21 protein-coding genes and 2 pseudogenes are annotated in these 13,584 nt (G+C 59.2%); 5 read left to right on the forward strand and 18 right to left on the reverse strand.

All coding sequences use genetic code 11. The features are described 5' to 3' along the window. Positions 1 to 49 precede the first annotated feature (49 nt). The 12 genes and pseudogenes from galE to G3I74_RS06185 form a co-directional block, all read right to left on the reverse strand. Positions 50 to 1,033, reverse strand: a complete 984-nt coding sequence (galE, locus tag G3I74_RS06130; protein ID WP_164210702.1) for a UDP-glucose 4-epimerase GalE — start codon at positions 1,031 to 1,033, stop codon at positions 50 to 52. A 22-nt stretch (positions 1,034 to 1,055) separates the two neighbouring features. Beyond that, on the reverse strand, positions 1,056 to 1,376 hold the full coding sequence (locus G3I74_RS06135; protein ID WP_164210703.1) for an addiction module antidote protein: 321 nt from the start codon (positions 1,374 to 1,376) through the stop codon (positions 1,056 to 1,058). Between the two features lie 5 nt (positions 1,377 to 1,381). Next, complete coding sequence (locus G3I74_RS06140; RefSeq protein ID WP_164210704.1) at positions 1,382 to 1,672, reverse strand: type II toxin-antitoxin system RelE/ParE family toxin; 291 nt, start codon at positions 1,670 to 1,672, stop codon at positions 1,382 to 1,384. A gap of 15 nt (positions 1,673 to 1,687) precedes the next feature. Further along, positions 1,688 to 2,692: pseudogene (fcl, locus tag G3I74_RS06145) on the reverse strand (GDP-L-fucose synthase). Then, complete coding sequence (locus G3I74_RS06150; RefSeq protein WP_164210705.1) at positions 2,692 to 3,171, reverse strand: PIN domain-containing protein; 480 nt, start codon at positions 3,169 to 3,171, stop codon at positions 2,692 to 2,694. Before G3I74_RS06150 ends, fcl begins: the two are co-directional and overlap by 1 nt. Continuing rightward, positions 3,149 to 3,439 carry an AbrB/MazE/SpoVT family DNA-binding domain-containing protein gene (locus G3I74_RS06155; protein WP_164210706.1) on the reverse strand — a complete coding sequence of 97 codons (291 nt, stop codon included), beginning with the start codon at positions 3,437 to 3,439 and terminating at the stop codon, positions 3,149 to 3,151. Before G3I74_RS06155 ends, G3I74_RS06150 begins: the two co-directional genes overlap by 23 nt. 199 nt (positions 3,440 to 3,638) lie before the next feature. Further along, positions 3,639 to 4,493 (reverse strand): nucleotidyl transferase AbiEii/AbiGii toxin family protein, encoded by an 855-nt coding sequence (locus tag G3I74_RS06160; RefSeq protein ID WP_164210707.1) that lies wholly within the window; start codon positions 4,491 to 4,493, stop codon positions 3,639 to 3,641. After that, positions 4,490 to 5,134: a type IV toxin-antitoxin system AbiEi family antitoxin domain-containing protein gene (locus tag G3I74_RS06165; protein ID WP_420823067.1), complete on the reverse strand. Its 645-nt coding sequence runs from the start codon at positions 5,132 to 5,134 to the stop codon at positions 4,490 to 4,492. Before G3I74_RS06165 ends, G3I74_RS06160 begins: the two co-directional genes overlap by 4 nt. Before the next feature lie 124 nt (positions 5,135 to 5,258). Continuing rightward, positions 5,259 to 5,710: pseudogene (locus tag G3I74_RS06170) on the reverse strand (GDP-mannose 4,6-dehydratase); the annotation flags it as partial. 11 nt (positions 5,711 to 5,721) lie between these two features. After that, entirely contained in the window at positions 5,722 to 6,000 is a 279-nt protein-coding gene (locus tag G3I74_RS06175) for a plasmid stabilization protein (RefSeq protein WP_164210709.1), read from the reverse strand. Further along, complete coding sequence (locus tag G3I74_RS15690) at positions 5,997 to 6,137, reverse strand: hypothetical protein (protein WP_203594586.1); 141 nt, start codon at positions 6,135 to 6,137, stop codon at positions 5,997 to 5,999. The genes G3I74_RS06175 and G3I74_RS15690 overlap by 4 nt, the downstream gene beginning before the upstream one ends. Positions 6,138 to 6,331: 194 nt before the next feature. Continuing rightward, positions 6,332 to 6,484 carry a hypothetical protein gene (locus G3I74_RS06185; protein WP_203594587.1) on the reverse strand — a complete coding sequence of 51 codons (153 nt, stop codon included), beginning with the start codon at positions 6,482 to 6,484 and terminating at the stop codon, positions 6,332 to 6,334. Between the two features lie 50 nt (positions 6,485 to 6,534). Here G3I74_RS06185 and G3I74_RS06190 point away from each other — a divergent pair, with 50 nt between their 5' ends. The 4 genes from G3I74_RS06190 (at position 6,535) to G3I74_RS06205 (ending at position 8,075) form a co-directional block, all read left to right on the forward strand. After that, positions 6,535 to 6,774: an AbrB/MazE/SpoVT family DNA-binding domain-containing protein gene (locus G3I74_RS06190; RefSeq protein ID WP_164210885.1), complete on the forward strand. Its 240-nt coding sequence runs from the start codon at positions 6,535 to 6,537 to the stop codon at positions 6,772 to 6,774. Beyond that, positions 6,738 to 7,205: a putative toxin-antitoxin system toxin component, PIN family gene (locus G3I74_RS06195; protein ID WP_338063069.1), complete on the forward strand. Its 468-nt coding sequence runs from the start codon at positions 6,738 to 6,740 to the stop codon at positions 7,203 to 7,205. The genes G3I74_RS06190 and G3I74_RS06195 overlap by 37 nt, the downstream gene beginning before the upstream one ends. 203 nt (positions 7,206 to 7,408) lie before the next feature. Next, the gene (locus G3I74_RS06200; RefSeq protein WP_164210710.1) at positions 7,409 to 7,666 is read left to right on the forward strand and encodes a type II toxin-antitoxin system VapB family antitoxin; all 258 of its coding nucleotides are present in this window, start codon (positions 7,409 to 7,411) and stop codon (positions 7,664 to 7,666) included. Further along, entirely contained in the window at positions 7,620 to 8,075 is a 456-nt protein-coding gene (locus tag G3I74_RS06205; protein ID WP_239056664.1) for a type II toxin-antitoxin system VapC family toxin, read from the forward strand. Before G3I74_RS06200 ends, G3I74_RS06205 begins: the two co-directional genes overlap by 47 nt. A gap of 431 nt (positions 8,076 to 8,506) precedes the next feature. Here the strand turns inward: G3I74_RS06205 and G3I74_RS06215 are convergent, their stop codons facing one another. Both G3I74_RS06215 and G3I74_RS06220 read right to left on the reverse strand, forming a co-directional pair. Further along, positions 8,507 to 8,962, reverse strand: coding sequence for a type II toxin-antitoxin system YhaV family toxin (locus G3I74_RS06215; protein WP_164210711.1), 456 nt, complete (start codon positions 8,960 to 8,962; stop codon positions 8,507 to 8,509). Beyond that, positions 8,962 to 9,279, reverse strand: coding sequence for a type II toxin-antitoxin system PrlF family antitoxin (locus G3I74_RS06220; RefSeq protein WP_164210712.1), 318 nt, complete (start codon positions 9,277 to 9,279; stop codon positions 8,962 to 8,964). The genes G3I74_RS06215 and G3I74_RS06220 overlap by 1 nt, the downstream gene beginning before the upstream one ends. Before the next feature lie 226 nt (positions 9,280 to 9,505). Here G3I74_RS06220 and G3I74_RS06225 point away from each other — a divergent pair, with 226 nt between their 5' ends. Further along, a complete protein-coding gene (locus G3I74_RS06225) occupies positions 9,506 to 10,690 on the forward strand; it encodes an ATP-binding protein (protein ID WP_164210887.1) in 1,185 nt (394 codons plus the stop codon). 195 nt (positions 10,691 to 10,885) lie between these two features. Here G3I74_RS06225 and G3I74_RS06230 read toward each other — a convergent pair whose 3' ends face one another. From G3I74_RS06230 to G3I74_RS06240, 4 genes are all read right to left on the reverse strand, one after another. Then, positions 10,886 to 11,671, reverse strand: a complete 786-nt coding sequence (locus G3I74_RS06230; RefSeq protein WP_164210713.1) for a glycosyltransferase — start codon at positions 11,669 to 11,671, stop codon at positions 10,886 to 10,888. A gap of 122 nt (positions 11,672 to 11,793) precedes the next feature. Continuing rightward, entirely contained in the window at positions 11,794 to 12,027 is a 234-nt protein-coding gene (locus tag G3I74_RS06235; protein ID WP_164210714.1) for a DUF4926 domain-containing protein, read from the reverse strand. Further along, positions 12,024 to 12,173, reverse strand: coding sequence for a DUF6883 domain-containing protein (locus G3I74_RS16305; protein ID WP_420823068.1), 150 nt, complete (start codon positions 12,171 to 12,173; stop codon positions 12,024 to 12,026). Before G3I74_RS16305 ends, G3I74_RS06235 begins: the two co-directional genes overlap by 4 nt. Before the next feature lie 502 nt (positions 12,174 to 12,675). After that, positions 12,676 to 13,584, reverse strand: a 909-nt coding sequence (locus G3I74_RS06240; protein ID WP_164210715.1) for an IS5 family transposase, incomplete at its 5' end; no start/stop codon positions are given.

The raw sequence follows: 13,584 nt of genomic DNA on the forward strand, positions 1-13,584 counted from the left end.
GTGTGGCCGAGTCAACTCTCAAAACAGTGCAAACCAAAGCCTGACTTTCTCACCACTTTACTCCCTTCGCCTGCTCCCAGGCCCAGGCATGGGCGATGATGGTTTCCAGATCAGCGAATTCCGGCGTCCAGCCCAGCGTGGATCGTGCCAGGGCGCTGTCGGCCACCAGCACTGGCGGGTCGCCCGGGCGGCGTTCGGACTCGACCACTTTAAAATCCCGGCCGGTCACCGCTCGGGCTGCCTCGATCACCTCGCGGATGCTGAATCCGTTGCCGTTGCCCAGGTTGAACGCCGCCGAGTCAGCGCCGGATTCCAGGTGCTCCAGCGCGCGCAGATGGGCCTGGGCCAGGTCTTCGACGTGGATATAGTCGCGAATGCAGGTGCCGTCGGGCGTCGGATAATCCGTGCCGAAAATGCTGATCGCTTCGCGCCGGCCTGACGCGGCCTGCAGCACTAATGGGACCAGGTGCGTTTCCGGCTGATGGCGCTCGCCCAGCTGGCCGTCAGGGTCAGCCCCGGCAGCGTTGAAGTAGCGCAGGCACACGCTCTTCAAGCCATAGGCCTGCTCGTAGTCCGGCAGCAACTGCTCGATCAGCCACTTGGTGCGGCCATAGGGGTTGATCGGCGCCTTGGGGTGAGCCTCGTCGATGGGCGTGTATTCCGGGTTGCCGAAAATCGCCGCGGTCGAGGAAAAAATCAGGTGCCCAACGCCATGCCGGGCCATGGCATCGAGCAACTCCAGGGTGTTACCGATGTTATTGCGGTAATACGCCGAAGGATCCTTGACTGAAGCGCCCACCTCGATAAACGAGGCGAAATTCATTACCGCAGCAATGCCGTGTTCGGCAAACACCTGGTCCAGCGCGGCACGATCACCGATGTTGCCCTCAACCAGGCAACCCGCCGGCACCGCATCCCGGAACCCGCCGGACAAGTCATCCAGCACCACCACTTCACGCCCGCAGCGGCGCAGGTACTGCACCACGTGAGAGCCGATGTAGCCGGCGCCGCCGGTGACAAGAATCTTGCTCATACGGGGTTTGGCAGGATCGTCTTCACCCTGCTCGATGACTCTCAGCCACTGCCATTGAATCATGCGGACGCGCAGTCAAATCAACACCCAGTGCGCGGGTGACTGCCAGGAGGGTCCTAAGCGTTGGATTACCGCGCTCACTGAATGACCGATACAGCTGCTCACGTGACAAGCCCGTCTCTCGTGCCAACTCCGACATGCCCTTGGCCCGCGCGACCACGCCAAGGGCCTTCGCCACATAGGCCGCATCACCCGTTTCCAGTGCATCCGCCAGAAAGACAGCGATTGCCTCTTCGGTCTCAAGAGACTCAGCTGGATCATAGTCAACAATTTCTTCGCTCATAGCACTCACAAATCCGTTGCAATTCGCTGCGCGCGCTCAATATCGCGCTGCTGCGTGCTTTTATTGCCCCCACACAGCAATATCACCACTTCCGTGTCTGTCTTTTTGAAATAGACTCGATAGCCCGGTCCATAGTGAATCCGCAGTTCATTGACACCCTGGCCTACGGGCCGTACATCCCCCGGCAAGCCATTGGCCAATCGAAAAATTCGGGCCGCGATCAGAGCCTTGGCGCGCTGATCCCGCAACTGCCGTTCCCATTTTCGGAAGCCTGCTGTTTGCTTGATTTGCAGCATAGCACAGGACGTAGTTTATTGACTACATTCCGCAACTATGTCAGGTCCCACCTGCTCGTAGTTCTCCACAAACCAGCGATAGGCATCCTCGATGCCCTCGCGCAAGCCAATCTTCGCCTTCCAGCCCATGCCGTCCAGGCGGCTGACGTCCATCAATTTTCTGGGCGTACCGTCAGGCTTGCTGGAGTCGGTTTCGATCCGGCCCTTAAAGCCGGTGATTTCAGCCACCAGGCCCGCCAGTTCCCGGATGGCAATGTCCTCCCCGCTGCCGACGTTGATGTGCGACAACATGGGCTGGGTGTGGTCCTGGTAGGTGTTCGGCGGCAGGTCCAAGACGAACAGGGCGGCTTCGGCCATATCGTCGACGTGCAGGAACTCGCGCTTCGGGGTGCCTGTGCCCCAGATGACGACCTCTTCCAGCCCATCGCGCGCGGCTTCGTGGAAGCGGCGGATCAAAGCCGGGAGGACGTGGCTGTTTTCAGGATGAAAATTGTCGCCGGGGCCATACAGGTTAGTCGGCATTACCGAGCGGTAGTCGGTGCCGTGCTGGAGGTTGTAGCTTTCGCACAGCTTGATGCCGGCGATCTTGGCGATGGCTTAGGGCTCGTTGGTGGGCTCCAGCACGCCGGTCAGCAGGGCGTCTTCGGCCATGGGCTGGGCCACGGCGCGCGGGTAGATGCACGAGGAACCCAGGTTCAGCAACCGCTTGACCCCAGCCTGAAACGCCTGGTGAATGACATTGGCCTCAATCATCAGATTGTCATAGATGAAGTCCGCCGGATAGGTGTTGTTGGCATGAATACCACCCACCCGGGCCGCGGCCAGAATGACCACGTCCGGGCGCACATCCTGCATGAAGGCGCGCACTGCAGCCTGGTCGGTCAGATCCAGTTCAGCGTGGGTGCGGGTGATCAGTTCCAGTGACTGACCCGCAGCACGCCGGGCTTCCACACGGCGCAGAATGGCGCTGCCGACCATCCCGCGATGGCCGGCGATGTAGATTTTTGACGTATTATTCATCAGCGATACAAAACCGGCAATTCCTGAACGCTGCCCGGCGCGCCCAGAAAGGGATTGACGACCCGAACCTTGCCGTAATGTCGGCCATGTTCGAAGTCTTCCGAGAGGATTTCGGGCAAGCCAAAGCGTTCTGCGTAGGCCCAAAGGTGCGCATCAAACCAGGAGAGCTGATAAGTCGCGCAGCCACGCAGCGCCGTGCTAAGCACTTCTTCATCCGGATACAGCACCGGAAACTGCCGCGCCAGGGACTCCGCCTCAAGCAGCGCGTCGGCACGGGCCAATATGGGTTCGCCGGACAGATCGCGATTGGGCCGCGAGACCGCGGCCACGAACTCCAGCACCGATTGATGCGACAGCGCCGCGCTGCCATCGGCCAGCCCGGCGCGCAGAACATCCGTGGCGATCTGCTGCTTGACTGGATCACGCGGGTCAAAGCGGTAGACCAGAAGATTGGTATCAATCAGTCGAGCCGCGGACATACAAGTCTTCGCGGACCCATCCGCGTCCTTCGGTTTCAGGCGAACCCCGAGATTCGGGCTGCGGTCGCAGGCCAATCCGTCGTGAGGCCTCGTCAAACAAACGCAAGCGTTCATCGACGCTTAACTCCCGCAACGAAGCACGCGCCGGCACCATGCGAATTACCCCGGCTACGGACTCGAAACGCAGATCGTCGCCAGGCACGATGCCGTGATCATCGGCCAGCCGTTTGGGCAGGGTGACTTGCAGCTTGCTGGTAACCTTCGCCATTTCATTACTTTAGCAAGGCATATTTCCTTGTCAAGTTGGTAACCGAAGCCTCACCCATTCTCCAAAGAAACCGGCAAATCCAGCCCATGCGCCTTCAACAAAGCATGCCGCTGCACGGTCTTCAGATCCTACGCCACCATCTCGGCACAGATCTCGCGCGCGGCGATTTCGGGTTGCCAGGCGCCTTGCTCTGCAGTCGTTACTGCAAAAGTTCGCACAACTGCTTGGCACGCTCGGTGAAGAGTGGAACACCCCAAACTGACAGACTTCGTCTCTCTACAGGACCCAGAAAAGGCTCGACATCACGAAGGACTTGAGCCCAATCCAGCGTGTTGATCTTCCCAATCAGAGCTTGCTGAAGCCAACTTGCGTTCACATCCAGATGCTCAGCAGCATATGGACCGGCTTGCTTCAGCGCGTTGTGCAGAAGCACAAGATTCGGCTTTATCGAGCGCCGGACGTACCAGAGAAAATCGAACCAGTCACGGCCCTTGATGTAGGGTCGGCACAAGACAGCATGGAGTTTCAGAGCAAAGTTGCTGGACAAGTCCTGCGTCGTGATCGAAAAATCTGCCGGGAAATCATGAAAGCGTTGCTCCCAGCCCGAGCCAGGCGGCGGATTGGTATCCACCTCCAACTTGACACGCAGCTTCCGCCGTGGCGCTGCGTCCATGAACTGCAACTCCAGCTGACCACCCAATGAATCGTCTTTGATCATCGCCATCTGCACTGCGCGGTCAGCGCGGCTCCGGTCCACCAACTCGGCACCCACACCAAACTCTGCGAGTACATTGGTGACTCCAACCAATATTGCCGACCAGCGAAAATCGGGCGCCGGGGCTTTGAGAACGAAATCCAGATCCTCGGAAAAACGTGGCAACCCGTACAGGACACGCAGACAAGTCCCGCCTTGAAAGGCGGCCTGCTCGAAGAAGCCCTCGCGCCATAAGGCATACAGGGTCAGCTCCTGCAGAATCTCCTTCAGGGCCTGGTCTTGCTCGACCCCATCCGCCAGCTTGTATCGCGCCAGTCGATCTTGCAGAAGCTCAATCATCGGCGCCGGTACCATTGCCAGAACTGATCGACCACCTGTTCCATCCTGCGATGCTGATAGACACCGCGCATGCGCGCCAAATCGTCTGCCCCGAGCTCATCGAAACACCCGAACTCCAGCCGCAGCCCTTCGAGAAAATCTACCGCCGATTCCGACGGAATTTTGCGCCAGCACATCAGGTCCAGCAATGCACGCAGCGGGTCAGCCACCAGCGCAATGCCACCGGTAAATTGCACCCGCCTAACGGCGACCAGATTGCACCCAGTGCGCAGCGCAAGGGGCACAAACCGAAAATCCCCATACAGCGGCACCGAGAATTGTGCCTTGCGGCGCCCGGGGACAACCGATGTAATCAAACGGACCGCTTCCGGGATGCAACCATGCCACGTCAGCGCGGCCTCGAAAGAAACAAAAGATCCTGGCCGCAGATGCTGAGCGACCACAAAAGCATGCGGCGCCGACCCGGCAATCTTCGGATCCAACACATAAATCCCACGCGCCAGTCGCACCATTTCGCCGGCAGCCATCGCCCGGTTGACGAGGTTATATCGTCGCTGCGCCGAGCCCTCCAACCAGTCAGCCAAGTGCTCGTCGCGCAAGACCCGATTGGCCACCCCGGATTTGACCAGCGCTTCTGTCAAAGTCTGCATGGATGCAGGATACTTTCATTTTCTGAAAGTTTCCAGTATTTTATTTCCCCATTGCCGCGCTCCCTGTGTGTCAACCTCGTCCCATACACATCTCGCGGGCGGTGATTTCGGGTTACCAGCCAGGTTTTTCCCTGGCCTTGGTCGGGTCGCCGAGCAGGGTTTCGACTTCGGCGGGGCGGAAGTAGCGGGGGTCGATGCGCACAAGGGTCTGGCCGGGCTGGACGGCGGGGGCCAGGTCGCCGGAGACGGAATCGACAATGCCCACCTCCTCCACGCCCTCGCCTTCGAAGCGCAGAGTAATCCCGGCCTCCTCAGCCGACCAGCGGATGAACTCGCGCACCGAGTACTGCTTTCCGGTGGCGATGACGAAATCTTCCGGCACGTCCTGCTGCAGCATCATCCACTGCATGCGTACAAAGTCCCTGGCATGGCCCCAGTCGCGCAGGGCGTCGATATTGCCCATGTACAGGCAGGATTCCAGCCCCTGGGCGATATTGGCCAGGCCGCGGGTAATCTACGGGTAACGAAGGTCTCGCCCCGGCGCGGGCTGCTGCAAGGCGACAAAATTGCAGTGATAGTCAGCCATACACCTCATCGTGACTGCCCACATTGACAAGAACGATTTCCGACTGAGAGACCAGCAGTTCTAACGTAATCCGATGGCTGAGATTGATCGAGACCGAGTGCAGCCCCTCCAAACGACCCTTGAGCCGATGCAGCCGAAGCGAAGGGTGGGACGGGTTGAGTTCCAGCAGTTGCAGTGTCCTGAGGTACTGAGTCTTAAGTTCCGGATGCTTTTTCAGCCACTTTCTCGCGCGTCGGTTATAGCTGTCCGGAAAGACAAGACTGTAACTCACCGGTCGCCCATCAACCGATCCACATGCGCCTCGGGCGACTCCCGGATCACTCGCCCCGCCGCCACATCAGCTCTTGATTCGGCCAGCGCAACCTCCAGTTCACATTCGCGCAGATGCTGAAACTGGTCCAGTTTCATTACTACGTACTGCGGTTTGCCGCGCACTGAGACAACTAGCTCACTATGCTCTGCCAAAGCCCGCTTGATGCCTGACACACCCTGAACTTTCAAGTCGTTAGCGCTTAATTGCCGCACATTCGTACCAAATCCGATCAACAAGAGCTTTAATCGTACGATTTATCGTGCTTTAAATCAAGCGCAAAATCTCACCCTCACCCATTCTCCAACGAAACCGGCAAATCCAGCCCATGCGCCTTCAACAAAGCATGCCGCTGCGCGGTCTTCAGATCCTCTGCCACCATCTCCGCGCACATTTCGCGGGCTGTGATTTCGGGTTGCCAGTTGAGTTTTTGCTTGACCGCCACCCCCAAACTTACTAAAGTAAGGATTCCTTACTATCCTGAAATTGCGCGCCATGCTTGCAAAAATGACATCAAAAAACCAGCTGACCTTGCCCAAGAGAGTGACTGCAGCGGTGGGGGCCGGGGACTATTTCGATGTGGAAGTGCGTAACGGGCAGATTGTGCTGACGCCAGTGCGTATCCAGCGGGCCGATGCTGTGCGCGCCAAGTTGGCAGAATTAGCCCTGGACGAGCGGGATATCGATGATGCTGTCGCGTGGGCCAGATCAACCAAAGGCGCGGCAACCGAGTGAGTCAGGCGCTTAGCCGCGTGGTATTGGATACCAATCTGGTGCTGTCCGCTTTGGTGTTTCAGAGCGGACGCCTCGCTCCATTACGGCTTTTCTGGCGCAGTGGTGTCTTTACCCCGCTGGTTTCCCGAACAACGGCTGCTGAGCTGATTCGCGCTTTGGGCTACGCCGAATTCAAGCTTGCTGCGGCCGAGCAAGAAGAGTTATTGGCGGATTATCTGCCCTACTGCGCGACAGTGGCGTTGCCCGTCCAGCCGCCGGTGACACCGGAATGTCGTGACCCCGCAGATGTCCCCTTTCTGCAACTCGCTCTAGCCGGCAAAGCGAATGCTTTGGTGACTGGAGACAAGGACCTGCTGGTGCTGGGAGACAAATTCGCTTGCCCGATTTTGACGGCAGAAGCGTTTTTGGCCGAGATGAGTGCAAGGCGCTAGCCGGTGCGAAGACTTCCCTGAATCTCCGCGCACATCTCGCGGGCGGTGATTTCGGGTTCCCAGCCGAGTTTTTCCTTGGCCTTGGTCGGGTCGCCGTGTCTACTTCCCGCCCCAGCGCAATTTCAAGCCAATCGCTCTGATTGACACGCGCACAGGGCATCATTATTCTATGCATATACCTTCCCTAGGCAGAAAGGCAGAAAATGCCACTCAGCATCAAGGACGAAGAAACCGACCGCCTGGCCCGCGAGCTGGCCGCCGAAAGCGGCCTGAAGATCACTGAAGCGGTCAAATTGGCATTGCGCTCGCAGCTGGAGCTGGAACGCGCGCAACGTTCACGCATGGCGCTTCCCCAAAAGCTGCTGAACATCGGGCGACGATGCGCGGAGAACCTGCCGGAAGCGGCCCGCTCTGATGACCACGCCGAGCTGCTCTACGACGAACTCGGGCTACCCAAGTGATAACCAAATGATCATCGACAGCTCAGCACTGCTGGCCATCCTGTTCAACGAACCCGATGCCCAAGTGCACGCAGAAGCCATCGCCCAGGCCCAGTCTGCGCATATCTCAGCCGCCAACTGGCTGGAAACGGCCATCCGCATTGATCATGGCGGCAGCCCCATCGCCAGTAACGCGATGGACGATCTGATCCGGGAAGCCCGAATCGAGATCGCCCCAGTCACCGCCGATCACGTCAGCATCGCACGTCAGGCTTACCGGGCCTATGGCAAGGGTACCGGACACCCAGCCCAGCTCAATTTTGGCGACTGCTTCAGTTACGCGCTGGCAAAATCAACCCGACAGCCGTTGTTGTTCAAGGGCAACGACTTCAGTCACACGGACTTGCCGGCCGCGCTGAAGCCGTTATAAGGATGAATCGGTCCGCCGGCGACCAGACCACCACCCTCACCCATTCTCCAACGAAACCGGCAAATCCAGCCCATGCTCCTTCAACAACGCATGCCGCTGCGCGGTCTTGAGATCCTCCGCCACCATCTCCCCACACATCTCCCGGGCGGTGATTTCGGGCTTCCGGCCGGGTTTCTCCCCTGGCCTTGGTCGGGTCGCCGAGCAAGGTTTCCACTTCGGTGGGGCGGAAATAGCGACCCAATCACGCAGGGCGTCCTATTCCGTCCCCCTTTCAGAAGCCAGAGACTCCGACTCTTGATAACGCACCGCATGCTCAGCAACCCGCTCAAAAACAGACTTGAGCTTGGGCAAGGCCTCAAGTATGAGATTCAGATTTTCGGCATTCTGCTCGGGTGCGTCCGGGTACTCGTGAGTGGCCTGATTTCGCTAGACTAGGGTCGTTTCCAGTCAGCACGACTCGCATCAACCAACTGCTGCCAGTCATCTGGCGGATTGCCGGCATTGAGCATTTGACGGAAGACCCTGTACGGGTCTGATTTGCTGCCCGCCTTGCGCAAGGTCTGCGCATCATTGACCCAGCCGAATACGATGGTTCTGGCCCTCGAGTCATAACGAAAAAACAACCGGAAACGCCGTCCGATTTTGGCTCTACGCCAGTGGCGAAAGGCTGAGCCTAGTGTGTTGCCCTGTCGATATACGTCACTGCCCGGATCCGAGGGGATGACTTCCAGCATCAAATGGGTCAACGCATTGAACAATCGAACATTCGCGTTCCACTCGTAGCCCTCTTGATCCTTGCGCCGTGCCCGGTCCGCAGCAAGATGCACATTGCGCAACTGCTCAGTAACGCAGGCGTGAAACAACAAATTCCAGCCATGGCGCTGCATCAAAGATCGACTGAACCTTCAATCTCCTCGCTAAGATCAACATCCTTCCCCAGATTGTCGAGCATCGCCCGGACGAGCTCATCCGGCAAACTGCCTACGTGGCGCCCGTGGCGGATATCCGCCTCCAACAAGGCGAGGAAACTGCCAATGGCTGGGTCGGCATGTTCTTCCTGCGCGCGCGTGACAATCACCTGGTCACCGCGCAGTTCGAACGCCACCTTGGCGCCCGTCGTCACGCCAAGGGCCTGCCGAATCGCTTTCGGCAAAGTGATCTGACCCTTGGAAGTCAAAGTGGCTTGCTGGATGACTGGCCGCATCAGATGCTTGGCTAGCGCCTGGATAAGCGCGAAGAGTAAGACTTATTCCTTACCACGTCAACCCCCTCACTCCACCGTCACACTCTTTGCCAGGTTCCTCGGCATATTCACATCCGCAATCTCCGCGCACAGCTTGCGGGCCGTGGCTCCGGAGTGTCAGCCGAGGCTTTGTGCGATTTCTATTTGTGATTTACAATTTACACAGCTTCCCCTGTTCCCCGTCAGCATGATTCCAAGACAGGCAGAATCTTTGGTACGCCAACTTCTGAAAGGCTTTCCGGCGGTGACCATCACCGGTCCGCGCCAGTCAGGCAAGACCACGCTGGCGCGGCAGGTCTTCCGCAACAAGCCATACAGATCGCTGGAAGATCCCGACATTCGCGCCCTGGCGCTTGATGATCCACGCGGGTTCCTGAGTGGGTTGAATGAAGGTGCCGTGCTGGACGAAGTCCAGCGCGCGCCGGAGTTGATGTCCTACCTGCAGTCCAACGTGGATGAGGACGGGCGCATGGGCCGTTTCGTGCTGACGGGTTCACAACAGTTCGGTTTGATGTCCGGCATTTCACAGTCGCTGGCCGGCCGCAGTGCATTCATCGAACTGTTGCCGCTCAGCCGCACCGAACTGGCGCAGAGCGAAAAGGCCCCCAGCACACTTAATGCCACACTTTTTTCGGGCGGCTACCCGGCCCTGTACGACCGTCCGGTTGCGCCGCGGCACTGGTTTCCGGCCTACGTGGCCGCCTATATCGAGCGCGACGTACGCCAACTGCTGAACATCCAGGATCTCGACAACTTTCAGCGCTTCGTTCGTCTATGTGCCGGGCGAAGTGGACAAATCCTCAACCTGTCGTCACTGGCCAACGATTGCGGTATCTCCCACAACACGGCGCGGGCGTGGATTTCGGTGCTGGAGGCCAGCTACGTGCTCTGTCTTTTGCAGCCTCACCACGCCAACTTCAACAAGCGCCTGATCAAATCACCCAAGCTGTATTTTCTCGATACGGGCCTGCTGTGCTGGCTACTCGGCATCCAGGCACAGGAACAACTCGCGACGCATCCGCTGCGCGGTGCCATCTTCGAGACCTGGATCATTGCTGAACTGCGCAAAGCCTATCTCAATCGCGGCGAGAGGCCCTTGTTCTATTTCTGGCGCGACAGCCATGGCAATGAAATCGACCTCCTGATAGAAACAGCCACGGGCCTGATGCCGATCGAGATCAAGTCAGGGCAGACGCTTAACCGAGATTTTTTTATCGCGCTGGAGCGCTGGACCGCGCTGGCTGGAGATCTGGCGCAGAACCCCACCCTGATCTACGGTGGGGAAAGCCAGGCCGATCGACGCGGCATCCGGGTTCTCAGTTGGCAGCAGGCCGAGACAGAACTCGGCGGGGAGCCCCCTCTGTCAGGATAGTTGTCGCCCCAACCATTGGCCGGACATTTTCTTTCCAGGTCAACTGCTCCAGCTCCACGCAGCGGGTGGGCGGTTCGGGGTGGGTGGTGAGGATGTGGTGGATTTGCTCGGCCAGGCTGTCGGGCTGGCCTTTTGAGAAATAGAAGAAATTGTGGCAGCGGCCGCGGAGTTCGGCCAGGGGGGCGACGTCGGACATCAGCACACGCTTGTCGTGCGCGGCGGCTTCAAGGGGTTTGAGCGGGGAGACCAGTTCGCAAACTGGCAATCTTCCAGGCCCTCGTAGGCATTGAAAGACCCGATGTAGCCAAGCACATGCCTGGCCGTGATGCCCAAGCGCTGGCGCAAGGCATCGGAACCACCCGGCGCGGGAGCCCAGCCATCAAAACCATTGGGCACCAGATCGATACGCTCGGCCGGGACACCGCGCTGCACCAACTCATCGCGCATGAAGCGATTCAAGGTGAACAGCCGCTGGGCCCGGCGCGCCACGCCCTGCTCCAGCACCTGTGCCTTTCGATATTCCGGCGAATCCGCCCAGGACGGCTCAGCTGCCAGCCGGGTCAACTCCCAGAAGCCGCGGACCTCGTAGAAAAACGGCAGACCTGCAGACCGAGCCGCACGCGCCGGCGGCAGGGCGTTGGCCCAGTTGGAGGCAGCCATCACCGCGGCAGGCTTGAAGATGCGGATCAGCTCAGCGTACGCCGCCTCCAGCCGTTGCTGCCGGGCGTCAGCGCTTTCCCCGGAAATCTCCTCAAACCGGGTATGGACATAGCGCACACCGTCGATCTGGTAATGATTGGGCCACCGGCGGCCGCCCTGCCCCGGCTGATTCCAGGGCAACCCTGGGGCCGTACACACCACCACCTGACACCCGGACTGCACCAGCGCGCGGGCCACGCCGTGGGTCCGCACCGCATAGCCATTGGACGCAAACGGGAACGAGTGCCGCACCGCATACAACACCCGGCCCGGCAGCGCCATCGTTGGCCTTGTCACTCCACCGTCACGCTCGTCGGTAAGTTCCAGCGGCAGTCCGCGCCCCGCCCCACGCCAGCAGGCTTGCGATTTCTATCTCCAGCAAACCGAAAACCCGATGATCTAGCTCAAGCCACTCGCTCAACCTGCCGCACCGCAAGTAAATCCTCATCGCCAACTTCGCGCAAATCGGATACCGCGAGTTCCACCAACGCCTGGGTGCGGCCTGAAGCACAAACAAACTCGACTTCCGCGGAACCGTCATCATAACGCTCGACCACAGTACCCAGATCGCCCGCCGCCAGACCATGGGCCGGCAAATCGCGTTGCAGAATAACCACATCCAGCAGTTCCAACGTCATTTCCTGTCTCCCGGCATTGCCGTTACCAAGCGCGCCATCGTGGAATGATGCGGCACAATCCAGACGGAGAGAACTTTCGCGGTTCTACCGTTTGGCCCCACCAGCGTACCAGAAAGAAGATATTTGCTTCCATGACCGCTGTGCACTGGACCAGTTACCGCGCCATTACGCCCAACACCCTCACTCCACCGTCACACTCTTCGCCAGGTTCCTCGGCATATCCACATCCGCATCCAGCCGGATGGCGATTTCCATGGCCAGCAGCTGGCAGACTACCATCATCTCGAAAAACTCCAGCATGGGGTGGTCGTAGGCGCGGATCTGGATGATGTCGTCGGCCAGCTCGAAGTACCGAGAGCATCCCCAACCTGTCGCCCCGGGCTTGACCCGGCGCCTGTATCAGTCCCAACCTGTCGCCCCGGACTTGACCCGGAGCCTATGCCGGGATTCAGTTCGAACCCAAGCGTCCCGATTCGGCATTATCATGCAGCATTGATGCAAAGCCAAGGATGGTCTGAAGAATGACGTTTTTCGGCGATCATCGGCATGATCAGCCCAGCAGCAGCGGTTCCGGTCGTTTGTTTTCGCATTTTTCGTTTCCTTTTCGTCCGATCTCCGCCTTTCGGACGTTCACCGGACGCAGTAACCCTACGTTGGCTGATAGCGCTGCCCGATCAGCAGGTTCGAGAAGGCCGCCAACATGCTCAGCCGGTTGCGGTTCTTGGTCAGGCCTCGGTAGCGGACCTTGCCGTAACCGAACATTCTCTTGATGTAGAAGAACGGATGCTCAACCTTCGCCCGCATCGACGCCTTGAGCTTCTCGGCATACGCCTCTGGGCTGTCGGGATTCATCGTCCTGCGTCTGCCGGGACGCTCAGCCACGAACAAGCGTGCTTTGAGTTTCTTGGGTGCTACGTGCTGCTCAATGCCCCTGTAGCCAGAGTCGCCGAAGACTCGCTCTTCTTCGCCATGCAGCAACCGATCGACCACACTGAGGTCGTGGGTATTGGCCGGGGTCGTCTCCAGACTGTGGATCAGCCCCAGTGTGTCGTCGACGGCGATATGCATCTTCATCCCGAAGTACCACTGCTTGCCTTTCCGGGTCTGGTGCATCTCAGGGTCTCGCTGTCCTTCCTGGTTTTTGGTCGAGCTGGGCGCATCAATGATGCTGGCATCAACGATCGAGCCTTCTCTGAGCATCAGGCCTTGTTCCTGCAGGTGGCGATTGACCTCCTGGAAGATCTTGTCGCCGAGCTTGTAGCGCTCCAGAAAGTGGCGGAAGTTCAGAATGGTGGTCTCGTCGGGCAGCGCATCCGACAGTTTCAAACCGGCGAAGCGGCGCATGGACTCAATCTCGTAGAGGGTGTCTTCCATTGCCGGATCGGACAGGTTGTAGAACAATTGCATGCAGTGAATCCGCAGCATGGTCTCAAGCGGATAAGGGAGACGGCCCCGGGTGCCTCTGGGATAGTGCTTCTTGAGCTTCTTGACCAGCCGCGGCCAGGGGATGAGCGCGTCCATGCGCTCCAGAAACTTCTCGCGCCGCGTCTTGCGCTT

Source organism: Wenzhouxiangella limi (assembly GCF_010499265.1).
GTDB classification, from domain to species: domain Bacteria; phylum Pseudomonadota; class Gammaproteobacteria; order Xanthomonadales; family Wenzhouxiangellaceae; genus Wenzhouxiangella; species Wenzhouxiangella limi.

Excerpts from the sequence above, each read along its gene's own strand:
- galE (WP_164210702.1), bottom strand. The coding sequence starts at position 1,033 with ATGAGCAAGATTCTTGTCACCGGCGGCGCCGGCTACATCGGCTCTCAC.
- G3I74_RS06135 (WP_164210703.1), bottom strand. The coding sequence starts at position 1,376 with ATGAGCGAAGAAATTGTTGACTATGATCCAGCTGAGTCTCTTGAGACC.
- G3I74_RS06140 (WP_164210704.1), bottom strand. The coding sequence starts at position 1,672 with ATGCTGCAAATCAAGCAAACAGCAGGCTTCCGAAAATGGGAACGGCAG.
- G3I74_RS06150 (WP_164210705.1), bottom strand. The coding sequence starts at position 3,171 with ATGTCCGCGGCTCGACTGATTGATACCAATCTTCTGGTCTACCGCTTT.
- G3I74_RS06155 (WP_164210706.1), bottom strand. The coding sequence starts at position 3,439 with ATGGCGAAGGTTACCAGCAAGCTGCAAGTCACCCTGCCCAAACGGCTG.
- G3I74_RS06160 (WP_164210707.1), bottom strand. The coding sequence starts at position 4,493 with ATGATTGAGCTTCTGCAAGATCGACTGGCGCGATACAAGCTGGCGGAT.
- G3I74_RS15690 (WP_203594586.1), bottom strand. The coding sequence starts at position 6,137 with ATGAAACTGGACCAGTTTCAGCATCTGCGCGAATGTGAACTGGAGGTT.
- G3I74_RS06190 (WP_164210885.1), top strand. The coding sequence starts at position 6,535 with ATGCTTGCAAAAATGACATCAAAAAACCAGCTGACCTTGCCCAAGAGA.
- G3I74_RS06200 (WP_164210710.1), top strand. The coding sequence starts at position 7,409 with ATGCCACTCAGCATCAAGGACGAAGAAACCGACCGCCTGGCCCGCGAG.
- G3I74_RS06205 (WP_239056664.1), top strand. The coding sequence starts at position 7,620 with ATGACCACGCCGAGCTGCTCTACGACGAACTCGGGCTACCCAAGTGAT.
- G3I74_RS06215 (WP_164210711.1), bottom strand. The coding sequence starts at position 8,962 with ATGCAGCGCCATGGCTGGAATTTGTTGTTTCACGCCTGCGTTACTGAG.
- G3I74_RS06220 (WP_164210712.1), bottom strand. The coding sequence starts at position 9,279 with ATGCGGCCAGTCATCCAGCAAGCCACTTTGACTTCCAAGGGTCAGATC.
- G3I74_RS06225 (WP_164210887.1), top strand. The coding sequence starts at position 9,506 with ATGATTCCAAGACAGGCAGAATCTTTGGTACGCCAACTTCTGAAAGGC.
- G3I74_RS06230 (WP_164210713.1), bottom strand. The coding sequence starts at position 11,671 with ATGGCGCTGCCGGGCCGGGTGTTGTATGCGGTGCGGCACTCGTTCCCG.
- G3I74_RS06235 (WP_164210714.1), bottom strand. The coding sequence starts at position 12,027 with ATGACGTTGGAACTGCTGGATGTGGTTATTCTGCAACGCGATTTGCCG.